We start from the raw sequence: 16,593 nt of genomic DNA on the forward strand, positions 1-16,593 counted from the left end.
GCGAGAGCATGCAGGTGCCCGGCCCGCACCGGGAACTCTCGGAGTACGCGGCCAATCTGATCGCCGCCGGATTCCTCGATCAGGCGGCGCGCGACGTGGTGGTCCGCCGCCAGTCGACGGGGCTGCCGTTGGCTGCCCTCCCGTCGCTGCCCGGTGGGTTCGGCGATCTGCGGCGGCTGCAGCGCGGCATCGCACAGATCGAGGCCCAGCTGGCCAACCCCGTGCTGCCGACGATGGTCCAGTCGGCGCTGCGCAACCGCCTCAACGGCTTGCAGCGCCGCCGCGAGGACGCGCGCAAGCAGATCGTGCTCGGCAAGGGCGTGTACCCCGGCGGCACGCGCGCGGTCCGTCGCGAACGTCGCGAGGGCGTGTACCTGGAGATCGAAGCGCGCGAGCGACTTTTCGACGGGCTGCTTCATACGCCGACCCCCGACGTGAACACGGGCGGCTACGTCCGACGGGCGGGCGGCGCCGCGTTCGGCAAGTTGGCCGGTGCCGTCGGCGGGCTGGCGATGCGCGCGATGGGGCCGCAGGTCGAGCAGTGGGCGCGCGACGCCTTCATCGAACGACCGGTGCCCGCACCCACCCCGGTCCCGCAGCACATGTCCTTCATCGACGGCTACGAGACCCTCCTCTACGTCGCAGGCTCGTACTACGACCGCATCCAGCGCAGCCCGGCGTGGGCGTCGGACCACTTCGTGGTGCAGCGCAGCCAGGTCAACCTGCACGCCGAGCTGGCCGAGATCGCCGCTGACGTCATCGCGCTGCGCGCGGTGCGCGTCGACCTCGACCGCGCGTTGCGCAACGGCGGATTCGACCGGGCCTTCGTCGACCACATCAGTGCCAAGGAACAGGAGCTGCGCCCGGTGTGGACGCAGCTCATCGAACGTGTCCAGGCGCTGGCCGGGGTCGCCAACGTCATGGACTCGGCGGGGGTCGAACTCCGCCTGCTCGGCGAGTACAACCGGGCGACGACGATCGATGACCGGATCGTCGACCTGGTGGCGCGGTCGGGCAGTCGCGAGATTTCGGCGGACAATTCCAAGCGTTTGTCCGAGCAGGTGAAGGCCGGCGAGGAGCAGCTGCGGATCTACCGCGACGTGCTCGCCGGGAACATCGCACGGATCTCACCGGGAGTGGTCCCGCCGCAGCAGCTGCCCTCCCGCTACGAGCCGCCTGCGCCCCGCGACCACGACGCGAGGTAGGCCTTCTCCTCGTCGCGCAGGCGGCGCAACCGGTGCGCCTCGATGTCCACGACGGCCATCTGCGTCGTCGCGACGCAGGCGGCCTTGCTTTCGACGGGGGCGCCTGCGCGCCGGATCTCGTAGCCGATGGTGAAGTCGACCGACCGGAACGACTTGATCCACATGCCGATCTGCAGCGGCGAGTCCTCGTGCCGCAGCTGGTCCTGGTAGCGGATGTCGACGTGCACGATCATCGCGCTCTTGATCAGCGGCTGGTATTCGGGGCCGGCCGAGAGGAGCCACGCGACGCGGGCCTCCTCCATCAGCGTCACCATCCGCGCGTGATTGATATGCCCGAAGGCATCCATATCCGACCAGCGGACGGGGATCTGGGCCACAAAGGCGAACTCGTGCTTGCCGAGGCCGGGGGTGTCGTCGCTCACCGGCTCATCGTAGGACCCGGGTGGTCGCGTCGAACGACCATCTCCCACGGGGCCGATCCGCCGTCCTGACAGGTTTCGCGGCCAATCGTGTGAACGGCGACACATCTTAACACAACCGTAGCCAGTCATTTGCTGAGAATTTCCCTTGCGGACTAGGCGCGTCTGGTCGCCGTCCGTAGGGTTGAGCACCTGGGAAGTTTCAGCATTCAACAAAATGGGGAGAACATGCGGTTGCGTCGCGTCGGCATCTCACTAGTGGTCGCGGCCGTGAGCGCGACCCTGTGTATGACGCTGCCCGCGACCGTGACCGCGCTCCGCAGCGCGAAGATCTCCAAGACCGTGAAGCTGAGCGCGTTGCGCACCGACCTCGTCGTCGACTCGCCGGCGATGGGCCATGCGGTCCGCGTGTCGGTCCTGACCCCGGCGAACGCCGGGACCGGGCCGCGCTCCACGGTGTACATGCTCGACGGTGCGGGCGCGACCACGGGTGTCAGCGACTGGATCACCAAGGGCAAGGCCGGCGAGTTCTTCGCCGGCAAGAACGTCAACGTCGTCCTGCCGATGGGTGGAGCGGGGACTTTCTACACGAATTGGACCAAGCGCGACGCCAAGCTGGGCAAGCCCCAGTGGGAGACCTTCCTGACCAGTGAATTGCCTCCGCTGATCGACGAGCGGTTCAACGGCACCGGGCGCAACGCCCTGGTCGGATTGTCGATGGGCGGCCAGGCCGCTTTCACCCTGCTGTTCCGTCACCGGAACCTGTATACGGGCGCCGCGTCGATGTCCGGCTGCCCGCCGGTCTCCGGTCCGCTCAACCAGGGATATGTGCGCACCACCGTCGCCAAGTCGGGCGGCAACGCCGACAACATGTGGGGTCCGCCCGGATCCAAGAAGTGGGTCGCCCACGACCCGGCGATGCATCTCGAGGAACTGCGCGGCAAGCACCTGTACCTGTCGGCCGGCTCCGGGGCCATCGGCCCCCTCGACCTGGCGCCGCGCTCCGACGACGACTTGCCCAAGGAAGCGGTGAACGCCTCCGGTTCGGCACTCGAGCTGGGCGCCTACCGCTGCTCGCTGGAGTTCGCGGTGCAACTGCGCAACGCGGGGATCGCGGCCACGGAGAACTTCCGCCTCATCGGCACCCACAGCTGGCCGTATTGGCGCCGGGATCTCCCGTCGGCGTGGGATGCCATCTCGCGCGGTCTCTGACCCCCGATCCCGCCGAGTGGGCACCCCAACCCCGCCGAGTGGGCACCCCGATCGCGTCGAGTGGGCACCCCAACCCCGCCGAGTGGGCACCCCGAGGGGCCCTACGCCGTCGAGTGGGCCCAGTCGGCCGCGTAGGCGAGGAACACGTCGTCCTCCGCCGGCTCGGTGACCGTCACGCGCACACCGTCGCCGTCGAAGGGGCGGATGATCACCCCGGCGTCGGCGCTGCCCTGGGCAAACCGCAGCGCGTCCGCGCCGAGGTCGAGCCACACGAAGTTGGCTTGGGAGGCGGGCACCCGGAAGCCCAGTGCGCGCAGCGCCTCGGTGACGCGTGCGCGTTCGGCGACGACGGTGTCGGTGCGGGCCAGCAACTCGTCGTCGGCCTTCAGACACGCGACGGCAGCGGCCTGTGCCACCGAATTGATCGAGAACGGCAGATGCGCCTTGCCGAGGGCGGTGATGATCGCCGGGTCGGCGACGGCGTATCCGACGCGCAGCCCTGCGAGTCCATACGCCTTCGAGAACGTCCGCAGGACAACGAGATTGGGGAATTCCTTGCGTAGCTCGAGGGCGTCGTAGTCGTGCTCGGCGTCCAAACGCATGTACTCGAAATATGCCTCGTCGAGGGCGACGACGACATCGGCGGGCACCTCGCGCAGGAAGGCGACCAGCTCCTCTCGTCGGACGACGGTTCCGGTCGGGTTGTTCGGGTTGCACACGAAGACGAGGCGGGTCCGGTCGGTGAGGGCGCGGGCCATCGCCGACAGGTCGTAGGCCAACCCGTCGTCGAGCGGGATCTGCACCGGCGTCGCGCCGACGAGTCTGGTGGCCAGGGGGTAGGTCTCGAAGGAGCGCCAGCCGAACAGCACCTCGTCGCCCGGGCGGCAGGTGATCGTGACGAGGTTCTGGCACAGGGTCACCGAGCCGCAGCCCACCTGGACTTCCTCCGGGCTCACGCCGAGCTTCTTCGCGAGCGCGCCGGTCAGCTCGACCTGGCCGTTGTCCGGGTAGCGGTTGACGGTCGAGGCCGCTTCGGCGATCGCGGCCGCGACACTCGGCAGCGGCCCGAAGGTGACCTCGTTGCTGGCCAGCTTGATCGCACCAGGAAAGGTCTTTCCCGGGACGTAGACGGGCAGGTCATCGAGGTCGGGGCGCAGTCGCACAGTCACGTAGCAAGGGTATCGGGGTGTCGGGCGCCGCGCGGTCGCGCGTTCTCGACCATGTGGTTTGCACCGGGTCGGGCGGGGTGTGTAGCCTACGTATTCGGCAGTTCGAAAGGACTCCGCACCAGGAGGCGTGCCAGAGCGGCCGAATGGGACTCACTGCTAATGAGTTGTCCGGCCAACACCGGACCGGAGGTTCAAATCCTCTCGCCTCCGCCACCCGCACCTCGTGTGCGGTACAACTGAACAAGACTCGCGCCCGTAGCTCAACGGATAGAGCATCTGACTACGGATCAGAAGGTTTGGGGTTCGAATCCCTACGGGCGCACACAGAAACGGCCCCTCACCTGCATAAAGGTGAGGGGCCGTTCTTCTATTTCCATCTGCTATCCGGCTCCACCCACCCGAAACCCACCTGAAACGGATCGGACAGGTGCCAGCGCGTCCAGCGCGCTCGTCACGTCGTTGGCCCACCGGCGGCGATGTAGTGCTTGTACGTTCTCCCGGAAAGTCCGTATGTCTCTAGACAGCGTGCCGGTCGAGGTACTCGACGACGGCCCGACGAATGATCTCAGCAGGCTTCACGTCTTCGGCGTCGGCCCGTGCATTCAGACGATCGCGGATGGGCTGCGGGAAACGCACAGAGGTGGTTGGGGTGCGGCCGCGTGCCGGCCCGCCGCCTGCGGGGCGCCCGGCCGGCAAACGCACCTCGACGTCCCCGACCTCGTCGTGCCGGATCGGGTTGGCCTCGTAGTCTGCGGCCATGTCGGCGTAGTCGTCGTTGGTCATCCTCTTCGTCATGGGTTCTCCTATCAGGTGGTACGGGTCTATCGGCGCTGGCGGCCGGCGATGCGGTTGATGTCGATGTACTGGTCAAGGTTGGCCGCCTGGACTGTAGAGGTGCGCAGGAGTATCGCGTGAAAGACGACGACAACGCCATGATCGGCGTGGTCAGCGATCACTTCGATGTACGGCGCCTTGGCCTCGGCTGCCGGACCGACGTACACGCACAGCTTGGCGCCCGGCCTGCGTGCGGTGATCGAGAACCGCAGCAGGTAGTCCGAGACCACGGCGCGGATCTCGTCGTCGGAGAGTCCGTGCTGTCGGGCACTGGGTTTGATCTCGATCCGCATTGGAACTAATGGTAGCACCATTTCAATAATGGCAACACCATTATGATACGTGTGCCACCCACGTCGTCGAATACTCGATGGCGCTCCGGGCTTGCTCGTCGCTACTGTGCCCACATGCCGCACGCTCAGATTGAAGTCCGTCGCCAGTGGTCCGTCGACGAGGAGATCGCGTTGATCGACGCGGTGCACGGCGCACTGGTCGCCGCGTTCCAGATCCCGCCGAAGGACAAGCACATTCGACTGGTCGTGCACGAACCCCACCGGTTCGCCGCACCGCCGGACCTGGCGCAGCCCGAGTACCTGACGTTGGTCCACATCGACTGCTTCGCCGGACGATCGCTCGACGCGAAGCGAGCGCTCTACCGCGAGATCGTCGACCGCCTCGCCGCGCTCGGCGTGCCGCGTGGCCACGTGTCGATCACCCTGCGCGACATTCCGACCCAGAACTGGGGGATCCGCGGCGGACGGGCCGCGTGCGACGTCGATCTCGGATTCGCCGTCGAGGTGTAGTCCTCGGGTGGATAGGCTTCGACGCATGAAAGCTGTGGTCTGTCACAACGGTGAACTAGCGGTCGAAGAGATCCCGATCCCCGAGCCGGGCAAGGGCAACGTGCTCCTGAAGGTCCGGCGCGCCGGCATCTGCGGCAGCGACCTGCACGCGCGCGTCCACTGCGACGAGACGGCCGCGATCGCCGAGGAAGTCGGCTATTCGCACTTCATGCGGTCGGGCGAATCGGTGGTCCTCGGGCACGAGTTCGTCGGCGAAGTCGTCTCCTACGGACCCGGCTGCCGCAAGCGGTGGAAGCCGGGCACGCGCCTGTGCGCGCTGCCGATCATTCGGCACGACGACGAGGTCGAGATGGTCGGACTGTCCGAAAAATCTCCCGGCGCCTACGCGGAGTTCGTGGAGGTCAGCGAAGTCCTCGCCATACCGGTTCCCGACGGCGTCAGCGACGAGGATGCGGCGATGGTCGAGCCGCTGTCCGTCGCCCATCACGCGGTCCGGCGCAGCGGTGTCGGCAAGCGCGACGTCGCCGTCGTCATCGGGTGCGGACCCATCGGGCTGTCGGTGATCATGCTGCTCAAGGCGGCCGGTGTGAAGACCGTCGTCGCCAGCGACTACTCGGAGGGACGCCGCGAGTTGGCGCGCAGGTGCGGTGCCGACGCGGTGGTCGACCCGGCGGTCGAATCGCCGTACAACGCGGTCAAGGCGCAGCGGAAATACTTCACCCGGGCCGGTGATCTGTTCGACGAGGCCTTCAAGGCGCTGAACCTACTGCAGGTCGTGCCCGGTGTGCCGTGGCGGCACATCGTCCGCTTCGCCGACGACAACGGGCTCACCCCCACCGGCCCGGTCGTGTTCGAGTGCGTCGGCCTTCCCGGGGTCATCGACTCGATCGTCTCCCAGGCGCCGCTCCGGTCTCGCGTCGTGGTCGTGGGCGTCTGCATGGAGCCCGACACCATCCGCCCGGCACTGGCGATCAACAAAGAGGTCGACCTCAAGTTCGTCTTCGGCTACAACCCCGACGAGTTCGCCGAAACCCTGCATTTCATCGACAAGGGCAAGATCGACCCGTCGCTGATGGTCACCGGAACCGTCGGCCTCAGTGGTGCGTCAGCCGCGTTCGAGGTGCTGGGGAAGGCGGAGAAGCACGCGAAGGTGCTGATCGATCCGTCCAGCTTGGTGTCGGCGCTGACCTGATGGGCTCGGCTCGGGTGGTCTCGATACGCCTGGTCTCGATACACCTTCTCGGCTAGCGCGGTCTCGATACACCGACTCGGCTAGCGCCTCGCCGGCACTCGACCACCGTCTACGGCACTCGACCAACGCGTCTAGCGCGGTCTCGATACACCGACTCGGCTAGCGCCTCGCCGGCACTCGACCACCGTCTACGGCACTCGACCAACGCGTCTAGCGCGGTCTCGATACACCGACTCGGCTAGCGCCTCGCCGGCACTCGACCACCGTCTACGGCACTCGACCACCGTCTTGTGGCACTCGACCACCGTCTACGGCACTCGACCACCGTATATGGCACTCGACCACCGTCTACGACACGCGACCACCGTCGCGCGCGGACAGGAGGAACCAGGTGCGCTGGTCGCCCTTGCCCTTGACGGATACGACGCCGCGTTCCTCGAATACGAATCGGTCGGCCAGCCGGTCGCGCACGGAATCGGTCACCTGGATCCGGTCCGCCACACCCGTCGACTCCATGCGGGAGGCCACGTTCACCGCGTCGCCCCAGACGTCGAAGAAGAACTTCGTGGAGCCGACGACCCCGGCCACCACCGGCCCGCACGCCAGGCCGACGCGCAGATGCGCGGGCGCGCCGTCGGGACCGGCTATCCGTCGACACACTTCCTGCATCTCCAGGGCGTAGCGGGCCAGCACCTCGAGGTGGTCCGGGCGGGACACCGGCACCCCGCTGACCACCATGTAAGAGTCGCCGGTGGTCTTGATCTTCTCGAGTCCGTACCGATCGGTCAGGGTGTCGAGCGCCAGGTACAACTCGTTGAGGAAGTGCACGACCGTCGACGGGGAGTGGTGGCTCGACATGGCGGTGAATCCGACGATGTCGGCGAACAGGATGGACGCGTCGTCGTAGGTGTCGGCGATCTCGTCGTGCGCGGGGTCTTTGAGGCGTTCGGAGATGCTGCGCGGAAGGATGTTGTCGAGCAGGGTTTCGGACCGCTGGTACTGATCCTCCAACGCCACCTCGGCCCGTTGGATCTGCTTCATACCCAACGACATGACGTAGACGGCGAGGCCTCCGGCGGCGGCCGCGTTCACGACGAACCCGCCCGACTGCATCCAATCGGGGGCCCGCCCGGTATCGGCCGCGACGGTGAAATGCAGGATGCAGACCGAGGCGACGCAGATCCCGACCATCGCGATCGGCAGCGAGAGCCGCTCGGTCCCGACGATCATCGGCGTCGCGGCCGCCATGACGAAGAAGTAGAACAGCAATCCGCCGGAAGTCCCGACGAGCACCGTCAGGCCGCAGACCACCGCGGTCGCGACGAGAACGAAGCAGATCGCCGAGGCGAGCGGACCGACGCGGCCGAGCAGCGGGACGAGTGTGAAGCAGAGTCCGCCGAGACCGCTCACGATGGTGATCGACAGGGGAACGCCGGTGATCGCGCCGACGATGGAGAATCCGAAACTGACCGCCGCCGCGCCGTAGGATGCGCGGCTGACCAGCCTCTGTCTGCGCACCTCGGTCTGGTTGAACGGGCGCGACGCACGGTGATCGACGAGGCAGCTGATCTCGTCGCGGATCGACACCTGCCCGACGTTACCCGGCCCGCGGTGCGGAAACGGCCGTGTCGGCGGAGGTCGGTTATTGCCCGCGATGCAACTTAGGATTGGCTAATCTCGGCGGTATGAAGCGGACGTGGACGTTCACCCAGACCAGCGAGATCCCGGCACCGATGGCGGCGGTCTGGGATCGGGTCGTCTCCCCGGAGGGGATCAACGACGAACTGCGCCCGTGGATGACGATGTCGGTGCCGCGCGGGGCCGAGGGCATCACGATCGACTCCCTGGAGATCGGTCCTCCCATCGGTCGCGCGTGGCTGCGACTCTTCGGCGTCCTGCCCTACGACTTCGATCGCCTGTCCATCGCCGAGGTCGAGCCGGGGCGCTACTTCCGCGAGGAGTCCACCATGATCAGCATGCGGCGCTGGACCCATCAACGCCGACTCGAACCGATCGACGACGGCCGGACCGGCGTCACCGACACCATCACCTTCAGTCCCCGGCTCGGCATGGTTCTTGCCGGCCCCTTGCTGCACCGCGTCTTACCCGCATTGTTCCGGCACCGGCATCGTCGACTTGCCGCGCATTTCGCGAACGACGGATAGCGACGGGTCGGCCGCCGGCTAGGTGTCGGCCCGGTGCTCACCGATCGGCGCGTTGATAGGCCGTCACCACGACCGCCCCACCCAACCCGATGTTGTGCTGCAACCCGGCGGCCAGTCCGTCGACCTGCCGCTTGTCGGCATCGCCGCGCAACTGCCACGTGATCTCGCTGCACTGCGCGAGTCCCGTCGCCCCCAGCGGGTGCCCTTTGGAGATGAGGCCGCCCGACGGGTTGACGACCCATCGGCCGCCGTAGGTGGTGTCGCCGTTGTCGATGAGCTTGGGCGCCTCGCCGTCGTCGCAGAGTCCCAGCGCCTCGTAGAGCAGTAACTCGTTGGCGGAGAAGCAGTCGTGCAGCTCGATGACCCCGAAATCCTCCGGCCCGAGTCCCGACTGGTCGTAGACCTGCTGCGCCGCCGCGACGTTCATATGGTGGCCGATCAGCGCTTTCGCCGAACCGTCGAAGGTGTTGCCGAAATCGGTGAGCATGGTCTGCCCGACGATTTCGACGGCGCGCCCGGCGAGGTCGTGCTCCTCGACGAACCGTTCCGACGCGAGGATGGCCGCGCCGGAACCGTCCGAGGTGGGCGAGCACTGCAGCTTGGTGAGCGGGTCGGAGATCATCTTCGCGTCGACGATCTCCTCGAGCGTGTACTCGTCCTGGAACTGCGCGTACGGATTGTTCACCGAGTGCTTGTGGTTCTTGTAGCCGATCTTGGCGAAGTGCTCGGGAGTCGATCCGTACTGCTCCATGTGCTCGCGACCGGCGGTGGCGAACATCCACGGCGCGACGGGGAAGGCGAACTCGGCGAGCCCGGCCATCGCCATGACGTGTTTGTCCATCGGCTGCGCGCGATCGTCGTAGCTCGACGCCAGCGAACCCGGCTTCATCTTCTCGAACCCCAGCGCGATGGTGCAGTCGGCCAATCCGCCGCGGATCGCTTGTGCGGCGAGGTACAGGGCGGTCGACCCCGTCGAGCAGTTGTTGTTGACGTTGACGACGGGGATGCCGGTCATCCCGAGTCCGTACACGGCGCGCTGCCCCGACGTCGACTCGCCGTAGACGTATCCGACGTAGGCCTGCTCGACCTGGTCGTAGTCGATCCCGGCGTCGTTCAGGGCGTTGGTGCCCGATTCCAGCGCCATATCCGGGTAGTCCCACGCGCTGCCGTCTGCGTTCTGTCGCCGACCCGGCTTCTCGAACTTCGTCATGCCGACGCCGATCACATAAACCTTGTTCATCGTGAGTGACCTCCCGTTCGTAACCTACCGGTGCCGATGGGCGGTTTGTCGCGAATTCGGGCGCCGAGCCGCCGGGTCCGAGTTACTGTGACGGCGCACACACTCTGATGGTTGCAATCACTCTTCAGGAGAGGACTCCCAGTGTCTGAATCTCTCACTCGCAGAACGCTTGCCGAGCTATTCGGCACGTTCTGGCTCGTGTTCGGCGGATGTGGGGCCGCGATCTTCGCGGCGAAGCAGATCGCCAGCGACACCGACGGCCACGTGACGTTCAACATCGGCATCGGCTACGTCGGCGTCGCACTCGCCTTCGGCCTGACCGTGCTGACCATGGTCTACGCCGTCGGCCACATCTCCGGCGGCCACTTCAACCCGGCCGTGACGATCGGCGCGGTCGCCGCGGGACGCCTCCCGGCTCGCGACCTCATCCCGTACTGGATCGCCCAGGTGGTCGGCGGCCTGATCGCGGGCCTGGCCCTGTGGTTCATCGCGGGCGGCCGCAGCGGTTTCACGGCCACCGGCAACATGGCGGCCAACGGATTCGGTGACCACTCTCCGGGTGGCTACTCGCTGGTCGCGGTTCTCGTCGCGGAGATCATCCTCACCGCGTTCTTCCTGATCGTGATCCTCGGCGCCACCGACAAGCGCGCGCCCGCCGGATTCGCCGGCATCGCGATCGGTTTCACCCTCACGCTGATCCACCTCATCTCGATTCCGATCAGCAACACCTCGGTCAACCCGGCTCGCTCGACCGGTGTGGCCTTCTTCAACGGCAACGGAGCGCCCGGTCAGCTGTGGATGTTCTGGCTCGCACCGCTGGTCGGCGGATTGATCGGCGGCATTCTCTACGTGCTGCTGTTCACCGACGAGAAGCTGAAGGTCGAGTCGTAGGCCGCGTCAGGCAAACCCTGCAGTTTCCGACATTCCCCGCACCGGATTGGTGCGGGGAATGTCCGTATGTGCGGGGTTTGCCGGGCGGGGCCGTTCAGCGCTGCCAGGTGTGACCGAGATGGGCCTGGCGTCGCATCTCGGCGGCCCACCCCTGCTCGCCGGGCTCCACGTCGACGATGGGCGGCGCCGGCGTCGACGCCATGACGTCGTAGGCAAGCCGGGCACGATGACCGTCGTCGACGATGATCTCGACCGAACCGCGATCGCGCAGTTCGTCTCGCGCGACCGTCAACCTGTCGATCGTCTCGCTCAGCGTGTTCAGCAGGGCGATGCGGTTGGCCTCCAGCATGGCGCGCTGCAAGGCCGGTGCCGTGCCCGCGACGCGGGTGCCGTCCCGGAAGCTGCCCGCCGCCAGACGCAGGGCCAACCCGCTCTCCCCGGCGCCGACGGCCGCCGTCGCATCGGCGGTCAGGTGCGGCAGGTGTGAGATGGCGGCGACCGCGCGGTCGTGGGCGTCGTTGGCGGCCGGCACCACTTGGGCGCCGCAGTCACGGGCGAGGGCGGCGACGGTGAGCCAGTCGTCGGGATCGGTGCCGTCTTCGGTGGTGACCATCCACATCGCACCGTCGAAGAGGTCGGGATCGGTTGCGGCCCAGCCCGATTGGCTCGTGCCGGCCATCGGGTGGCCGCCGACGTAGCGAGCGCCGGGGTGCAGACGTGCCACCGCGTCGGCGACGGACTCCTTGACGCTCACCACGTCGGTCAGAACGCATTCGGGTGCCAGCCGGGCCACGACGGGAAGGAGGTCGTCGAGCGTGGTCGCCGGGGTGGCGAGGACGACGAGCGCGTACTCCTCCGCCGCGCGGCGCAACACCGCGTCGAGATCGGTGTCCGCGTCGAACCCGGCCGCGCGCGCCGCTGCGGCCCCCTCGGCGGACCGGTTGTAGCCGAAGCCCGCGCGCCCCGCTCGCGCCGCCGCGCGCAGCAGCGAACCGCCGATGAGGCCGAGGCCCAGAACGCAGATCGGTGGGCGAGAAGGATCGGTCACCGTTCCAGCGTGTCACATTGCGCGGATGACTTGGGGAAGAGAGTCCGGTACGACTACGGTTGACCAGCATGGCAGCGAGTGCGAGTGACTCCGACGGCGATCTCGACGGATTCGCGGTGGCCGTCGTCCGCGAGGAGACCTCGTGGAAGGTGACCGCGCTGGACGCATCGGCGCTGACGGACCTCGCCGATGCCGAGCGCCAACTCCGCGACCTGCGGGCCGCCGGGGCCGTCTTCGGCCTCCTCGACGTCGACGACGAATTCTTCGTCGTACTGCGCCCGGCACCCGGTGGGGCGCGCCTGCTGGTCTCCGACGCGACCGCCGCCATCGACTACGACGTCGCCGCGGACGCCCTTGACGCCTTGGGCGTCGACATCCCCGATTTCGACCCGGACGAACTCGACGACGTCGAGCCGTGGGAGGAGGGCGACCTCGCCGTCCTCGCTGATCTGGGGTTGCCGGATGCGGTGATGAGCATCATCGTCGGAGACACCGACCTCTATGCCGACGAGCAGGTCGGCATGATCGCCGCGCGACTCGGATTCGCCGACGAGTTGGGCAAGGTCCTCGACTCCCTGGGGCACTAGGCCGCCGATGTCGGCGCGCGTCGGGTCGTCGGGTGGGGCGTCGCACGATCGGTTGCACGACGACGAACAGCTCATCCGGCTGGCCATCGCCGCCGCCGCCGAGTCCGGTCCCGACGACGTGCCGATCGGCGCGGTGATCGTCGATCCGGAAGGTTTCGAACTCGCGCGCGCCGGGAATCGTCGCGAGGCCGACGGGGATCCGTGCGCACATGCCGAGGTCATCGCATTGCGCGCGGCGGCGCAGCGGTTCGGCGACGGATGGCGGCTCGGCGGCTGCACGTTGGCGGTCACCGTCGAGCCGTGCACCATGTGCGCCGGCGCGATCGGACTGGCCCGGATCGAGAAGGTCGTGTTCGGCGCCTGGGAGCCGAAAACCGGGGCGGTCGGGTCGTTGTGGGACGTGTTGCGCGACCCGCGACTGACCCATCGACCGCAGGTTCGCGGTGGGGTGTTGGCCGACGAATGTGCGGCCTTGCTGAAGAGCTTTTTCGCAGGCCAGCGGGACCATTTGGCTTGATTCGGGCTAAATGTGGACGTGGCCGGTGCGACGTGGCACATTTAGCGGGTCAGAGATACCCGAGGACTAAGGAGCCGCACATGTCTGATGCAAGCGACAAGGTGAACGAGGCCGTCAACGCTGCCAAGGAGAAGGTGGGCGAGCTGGCCAACAACGAGAAGGTCAGCGAGGTCGTCGACCAGGCCAAGGAGAAGTTCGGCGAGCTGGCCAACAACGACAAGGTGAACGAGGTCGTCGAGGGCGCCAAGGAGAAGTTCGGCGAGCTCAAGGACAAGTTCCTCGGCGGCGACAAGTAGTCCAAGCCCTATGCGGCGACGCGAGGCGTCGCCCCCTGTGCCGCGGGTACCTGCCGATTTAGTGTCGGCGGGGACCTGCGGTACAGTTTTTCGCGGTGGCGTGTCCGAGCGGCCGAAGGTGCAGCACTCGAAATGCTGTGTGCGGTAACCCCGTACCGGGGGTTCAAATCCCCCCGCCACCGCCAGACTCCCCCGCCTGCGATGTAGGCGGGGGAGTTTCCATTTCCCCCGTTACGGGATCAGGAAGGCCTTGATGGCGCGCCGCTCGTCCATCGCCTGGTATCCCTGCGCGACGTCGGCGAGCGCGAGTCGCAGGTCGAAGACCTGGCCGGGGTGGAAGTCGCCCGCGTAGACGCGGCTGATCAGGTCGGGCAGGAAGTCGCGCACCGGAGCGCCGCCGCCCTGGATGCGGACGTGGTTGCGAAACAGCTTGCCCGCCGAGAGCTTCACCCCGTGCGGGACGCCGACGAATCCGACGCCGCCGCCCTGGCGGGCCGAGTCCAGCGCGGTCGTCATCGCCTCGTCGGTGCCGACGCATTCGGCAATGCTGTCCGCGCCGACGCCCCCGGTCAACTCGCGCACGCGCTCGACGGCCTCGGCGCCGCGCTCCTCGACGATGTCGGTGGCGCCGAATGCCCGCGCGACTGCCTGGCGGTCGGGGTGGCGCGAGAGCGCGATGATCCGCTGCGCGCCTTGCTCCTTGGCGGCGAGGACCGCGGAGAGCCCGACGGCACCGTCGCCGACGACCACCGTCGTGTGGCCGGGGGCGACTCCGGCGGCACGCGCCGCGTACCAGCCGGTGCCCATCACGTCGGACAGGGCCAGCAGGTCGGGCAGCATGTCGTCGGAGGGGGTGTCCGGCGTGGCGACCAGCGTCCCGTCGGCCAACGGGATGCGGATGGCCTCGGCCTGACAACCGACGACGGGAGCGAGCTGCTCGCAGCCGGATTGGTAGCCGTTGCGGCAGTGCGGGCAGGTGTTGTCCGACGCGAAGAAGGAGCCGATGACGAATTGGCCGGGCTTGACCGTCGTGACGTCGGAGCCGACCTCCCGCACGACGCCGACGTATTCGTGGCCGATCGCCCACGGCTCGTCGAACTCGTTGATCCCGCGGTACGGCCAGAGGTCCGAGCCGCAGACGCAGGTGGCCGCGGTCTCGATGATCGCGTCGGTGGGCGCGAGGATCTTCGGGTCGGGGAGGGTTTCGGATCGGATGTCACGGGGTGCATGGAGGACGGTTGCGCGCATGTCTTCCACAGTATGCGTGGTTTCGAATATCGCCAGCGAAGTGCCCAGGTCTCGATACAACCGCTCCTTCGTCGCGGTCACTCGACCCGGCGCTCGGCGGGCTTGGGGCGGGGTCAGCGGGTGAAGAACGGGACGGCGGCGTCGGCCAGGTGGAGCAACCACTGCGGGGCGATACCGAAGCCCAGGGTGATGATCGCGCAGACGGCGATCGGGAGCATCGTCGCGATGCTGGGTTGGCGGACCTCGACGGTCCGCGTCGGATCGTCGGAATCGATCGGCTCGGTCCAGAACATGGCGACGACGACGCGCAGATAGAAGTAGGCGGCCACCGCACTGGCCAGGATGCCGACGATCACCAGCGCCCAGCCGCCGGATGCGCCCGCCGCGGCGAAGACCACGAATTTCGCGACGAAGCCCGTCGTCAGGGGGATGCCCGCGAAGGCCAGCAGGAACAGCGCGAACAGGGCGCCGACCAGCGGGCGGCTCCGGCCGATCCCCGCCCACGAGTCGAAATCGGTGGCCTCGCGCCCGGCCCGGTCGCGCACCACCGACAGCAGGGCGAAACCGCCGAACGCGGAGAAGGCGTAGGTGACGAGGTAGAACAGGACGGCAGAGAGGCCGGCGTCACTGAGCGCGATCACACCGAGCAGGATGAAGCCCGCGTGCACCATCGACGAGTAGGCGAACATGCGCTTGATGTCGTCCTGGCTGACCGCCATGATCGTCGCGACCACCATCGTCGCGATGGCCACCACCCACAGCGCCGGCCGCCATTCGTGTGCCAGCGACGGGAACGTCACGTAGAAGACGCGGGTCAGCGCCACGAAGGCGGCGAGTTTCGTCGCCGACGCCATGAACGCCGTCACCGGGGTGGGCGCGCCCTGGTAGACGTCGGGCACCCACGAGCCGAACGGCACCGCGCCGACCTTGAACAGCAGCCCGACCGCCAGCAGGGCCAACCCGATCAGCGCGAGGGTGGAGTCGGCGCCGGCGCTGTGCACACCCGGGCCGCTCGCCACGTTCCCGGCGCCGATGGCCTTCCCGGCCGACGACAGCGACAGCGTGCCCGCCGCGCCGTAGATGAATGCCGCCCCGAAGAGGAAGAAGGCCGACGAGAAGGCGCCGAGTAGGAAGTATTTGAGCGAGGCCTCCTGGGAGAGGAGCCGCCGACGCCGGGCCAATCCGCACAGCACGTACAGCGGCAGGGAGAAGACCTCGAGGGCGATGAACATCGTCAGCAGGTCGCCCGCCGCGCCGAACAGCATCATGCCGCCGGTCGCGAACAGGGTCAGCGCGAAGACTTCGGTGGTCAGCTCCCCGGCCCGCCCGGCGGCCAACTCGCCGTCGGACCCGGGCACCGTCGCGGCGGACGGGGTGAACGGATCGGCGACCAGATCGGCGTCGGAGTGCCCGCCCGCATCGCTCCCGGCCCACACGTTGTCCAGTCGGCGTTCACTGCAGACCAGCACGGTCAGGAGGGCGACGACGATGATCGCGCCCTGGGTGAGCAATGCGGGGCCGTCGACGATGACTGCGCCGCTCATCGTCGACCTCCCGCCGCGCGGGTCGCGGGCGAGTCCGAGCGCGATCACGCAGCCGAGCGCGCCGAGGAGCCCGACGAGGGAGAGGACCAGCTGGGCGCGGGACCGCCAGGCGCGCGGGAAGAACGCCTCGACGACGACGGCGACGACCGCGGCACCGAAGACCACGAGCATCGGCGAGAGCGCTCGGTAGTCGATGCTGGGCGCGACCATCGTCGCGGCATGG

Annotated in this window: 18 protein-coding genes and 3 tRNA genes; 12 read left to right on the top strand and 9 right to left on the bottom strand. The window is 67.9% G+C overall.

The window, feature by feature from the left end:
* The first annotated feature begins 8 nt into the window (after positions 1 to 8).
* Entirely contained in the window at positions 9 to 1,205 is a 1,197-nt protein-coding gene (locus tag HUN08_RS01075; protein WP_301547022.1) for a hypothetical protein, read from the top strand.
* Here HUN08_RS01075 and HUN08_RS01080 read toward each other — a convergent pair.
* On the bottom strand, positions 1,166 to 1,627 hold the full coding sequence (locus HUN08_RS01080; protein WP_301546830.1) for a thioesterase family protein: 462 nt from the start codon (positions 1,625 to 1,627) through the stop codon (positions 1,166 to 1,168). The genes HUN08_RS01075 and HUN08_RS01080 overlap by 40 nt on opposite strands.
* Before the next feature lie 285 nt (positions 1,628 to 1,912).
* On the opposite strand from HUN08_RS01080, the gene HUN08_RS01085 reads away from it, so the two are divergent.
* Positions 1,913 to 2,836: an alpha/beta hydrolase family protein gene (locus HUN08_RS01085; protein ID WP_301547023.1), complete on the top strand. Its 924-nt coding sequence runs from the start codon at positions 1,913 to 1,915 to the stop codon at positions 2,834 to 2,836.
* 101 nt (positions 2,837 to 2,937) lie between these two features.
* Here the strand turns inward: HUN08_RS01085 and hisC are convergent, their stop codons facing one another.
* Positions 2,938 to 4,005, bottom strand: coding sequence for a histidinol-phosphate transaminase (gene hisC / locus HUN08_RS01090; RefSeq protein ID WP_124245950.1), 1,068 nt, complete (start codon positions 4,003 to 4,005; stop codon positions 2,938 to 2,940).
* Between the two features lie 121 nt (positions 4,006 to 4,126).
* Between hisC and HUN08_RS01095 the strand changes: the two genes are divergently transcribed.
* A tRNA-Ser gene (locus tag HUN08_RS01095) sits at positions 4,127 to 4,218 on the top strand.
* 36 nt (positions 4,219 to 4,254) lie between these two features.
* Positions 4,255 to 4,327, top strand: a tRNA-Arg gene (locus tag HUN08_RS01100).
* Positions 4,328 to 4,521: 194 nt separating this feature from the next.
* Here the strand turns inward: HUN08_RS01100 and HUN08_RS01105 are convergent.
* Together HUN08_RS01105 and HUN08_RS01110 are read right to left on the bottom strand one after the other, a co-directional pair.
* A complete protein-coding gene (locus HUN08_RS01105; protein ID WP_124245949.1) occupies positions 4,522 to 4,788 on the bottom strand; it encodes a CopG family transcriptional regulator in 267 nt (88 codons plus the stop codon).
* 38 nt (positions 4,789 to 4,826) lie between these two features.
* Positions 4,827 to 5,132: a hypothetical protein gene (locus HUN08_RS01110; protein WP_124245948.1), complete on the bottom strand. Its 306-nt coding sequence runs from the start codon at positions 5,130 to 5,132 to the stop codon at positions 4,827 to 4,829.
* Positions 5,133 to 5,246: 114 nt separating this feature from the next.
* On the opposite strand from HUN08_RS01110, the gene HUN08_RS01115 reads away from it, so the two are divergent.
* Together HUN08_RS01115 and HUN08_RS01120 are read left to right on the top strand one after the other, a co-directional pair.
* Positions 5,247 to 5,642 (top strand): tautomerase family protein, encoded by a 396-nt coding sequence (locus tag HUN08_RS01115; RefSeq protein WP_124245947.1) that lies wholly within the window; start codon positions 5,247 to 5,249, stop codon positions 5,640 to 5,642.
* Positions 5,643 to 5,667: 25 nt separating this feature from the next.
* A complete protein-coding gene (locus HUN08_RS01120; RefSeq protein WP_124245946.1) occupies positions 5,668 to 6,834 on the top strand; it encodes a zinc-binding dehydrogenase in 1,167 nt (388 codons plus the stop codon).
* A gap of 348 nt (positions 6,835 to 7,182) precedes the next feature.
* Here the strand turns inward: HUN08_RS01120 and HUN08_RS01125 are convergent, their stop codons facing one another.
* The gene (locus tag HUN08_RS01125; protein WP_301546831.1) at positions 7,183 to 8,421 is read right to left on the bottom strand and encodes an adenylate/guanylate cyclase domain-containing protein; all 1,239 of its coding nucleotides are present in this window, start codon (positions 8,419 to 8,421) and stop codon (positions 7,183 to 7,185) included.
* Between the two features lie 98 nt (positions 8,422 to 8,519).
* Between HUN08_RS01125 and HUN08_RS01130 the strand changes: the two genes are divergently transcribed.
* Complete coding sequence (locus tag HUN08_RS01130; RefSeq protein WP_124245945.1) at positions 8,520 to 8,999, top strand: hypothetical protein; 480 nt, start codon at positions 8,520 to 8,522, stop codon at positions 8,997 to 8,999.
* A gap of 37 nt (positions 9,000 to 9,036) precedes the next feature.
* On the opposite strand, the gene HUN08_RS01135 is transcribed toward HUN08_RS01130, so the two are convergent.
* A complete protein-coding gene (locus HUN08_RS01135; RefSeq protein WP_124245944.1) occupies positions 9,037 to 10,239 on the bottom strand; it encodes a lipid-transfer protein in 1,203 nt (400 codons plus the stop codon).
* A gap of 141 nt (positions 10,240 to 10,380) precedes the next feature.
* Between HUN08_RS01135 and aqpZ the strand changes: the two genes are divergently transcribed.
* Positions 10,381 to 11,130, top strand: a complete 750-nt coding sequence (gene aqpZ, locus HUN08_RS01140; protein WP_124245943.1) for an aquaporin Z — start codon at positions 10,381 to 10,383, stop codon at positions 11,128 to 11,130.
* 94 nt (positions 11,131 to 11,224) lie between these two features.
* On the opposite strand, the gene HUN08_RS01145 is transcribed toward aqpZ, so the two are convergent.
* On the bottom strand, positions 11,225 to 12,178 hold the full coding sequence (locus tag HUN08_RS01145) for a prephenate dehydrogenase (protein WP_124245942.1): 954 nt from the start codon (positions 12,176 to 12,178) through the stop codon (positions 11,225 to 11,227).
* Positions 12,179 to 12,246: 68 nt separating this feature from the next.
* Between HUN08_RS01145 and HUN08_RS01150 the strand changes: the two genes are divergently transcribed.
* From HUN08_RS01150 to HUN08_RS01165, 4 genes are all read left to right on the top strand, one after another.
* Complete coding sequence (locus tag HUN08_RS01150; protein ID WP_124245941.1) at positions 12,247 to 12,765, top strand: tRNA adenosine deaminase-associated protein; 519 nt, start codon at positions 12,247 to 12,249, stop codon at positions 12,763 to 12,765.
* Positions 12,766 to 12,772: 7 nt separating this feature from the next.
* Positions 12,773 to 13,282: a nucleoside deaminase gene (locus tag HUN08_RS01155; protein WP_174900853.1), complete on the top strand. Its 510-nt coding sequence runs from the start codon at positions 12,773 to 12,775 to the stop codon at positions 13,280 to 13,282.
* Between the two features lie 80 nt (positions 13,283 to 13,362).
* Positions 13,363 to 13,578, top strand: a complete 216-nt coding sequence (locus tag HUN08_RS01160; protein ID WP_124245940.1) for a hypothetical protein — start codon at positions 13,363 to 13,365, stop codon at positions 13,576 to 13,578.
* A gap of 94 nt (positions 13,579 to 13,672) precedes the next feature.
* Positions 13,673 to 13,763, top strand: a tRNA-Ser gene (locus tag HUN08_RS01165).
* Positions 13,764 to 13,809: 46 nt separating this feature from the next.
* Here the strand turns inward: HUN08_RS01165 and HUN08_RS01170 are convergent.
* Entirely contained in the window at positions 13,810 to 14,826 is a 1,017-nt protein-coding gene (locus tag HUN08_RS01170; protein WP_124245939.1) for a zinc-dependent alcohol dehydrogenase family protein, read from the bottom strand.
* Between the two features lie 113 nt (positions 14,827 to 14,939).
* A complete protein-coding gene (gene nuoN / locus HUN08_RS01175; protein WP_124246242.1) occupies positions 14,940 to 16,580 on the bottom strand; it encodes an NADH-quinone oxidoreductase subunit NuoN in 1,641 nt (546 codons plus the stop codon).
* Between the last annotated feature and the right edge of the window lie 13 nt (positions 16,581 to 16,593).

It is taken from the genome of Gordonia sp. X0973, assembly GCF_013348785.1.
In the GTDB taxonomy this organism is placed as follows: Bacteria; Actinomycetota; Actinomycetes; order Mycobacteriales; family Mycobacteriaceae; genus Gordonia.

Bases quoted from the DNA above. Each gene is read 5' to 3' on its own strand.
- HUN08_RS01085 (WP_301547023.1), top strand. From the start codon at position 1,913: ATGACGCTGCCCGCGACCGTGACCGCGCTCCGCAGCGCGAAGATCTCC.
- HUN08_RS01130 (WP_124245945.1), top strand. From the start codon at position 8,520: ATGAAGCGGACGTGGACGTTCACCCAGACCAGCGAGATCCCGGCACCG.
- HUN08_RS01155 (WP_174900853.1), top strand. From the start codon at position 12,773: ATGTCGGCGCGCGTCGGGTCGTCGGGTGGGGCGTCGCACGATCGGTTG.
- HUN08_RS01075 (WP_301547022.1), top strand. From the start codon at position 9: ATGCAGGTGCCCGGCCCGCACCGGGAACTCTCGGAGTACGCGGCCAAT.
- HUN08_RS01170 (WP_124245939.1), bottom strand. From the start codon at position 14,826: ATGCGCGCAACCGTCCTCCATGCACCCCGTGACATCCGATCCGAAACC.
- HUN08_RS01105 (WP_124245949.1), bottom strand. From the start codon at position 4,788: ATGACCAACGACGACTACGCCGACATGGCCGCAGACTACGAGGCCAAC.
- nuoN (WP_124246242.1), bottom strand. From the start codon at position 16,580: ATGGTCGCGCCCAGCATCGACTACCGAGCGCTCTCGCCGATGCTCGTG.
- HUN08_RS01160 (WP_124245940.1), top strand. From the start codon at position 13,363: ATGTCTGATGCAAGCGACAAGGTGAACGAGGCCGTCAACGCTGCCAAG.
- HUN08_RS01115 (WP_124245947.1), top strand. From the start codon at position 5,247: ATGCCGCACGCTCAGATTGAAGTCCGTCGCCAGTGGTCCGTCGACGAG.
- HUN08_RS01135 (WP_124245944.1), bottom strand. From the start codon at position 10,239: ATGAACAAGGTTTATGTGATCGGCGTCGGCATGACGAAGTTCGAGAAG.
- HUN08_RS01110 (WP_124245948.1), bottom strand. From the start codon at position 5,132: ATGCGGATCGAGATCAAACCCAGTGCCCGACAGCACGGACTCTCCGAC.
- HUN08_RS01150 (WP_124245941.1), top strand. From the start codon at position 12,247: ATGGCAGCGAGTGCGAGTGACTCCGACGGCGATCTCGACGGATTCGCG.
- HUN08_RS01120 (WP_124245946.1), top strand. From the start codon at position 5,668: ATGAAAGCTGTGGTCTGTCACAACGGTGAACTAGCGGTCGAAGAGATC.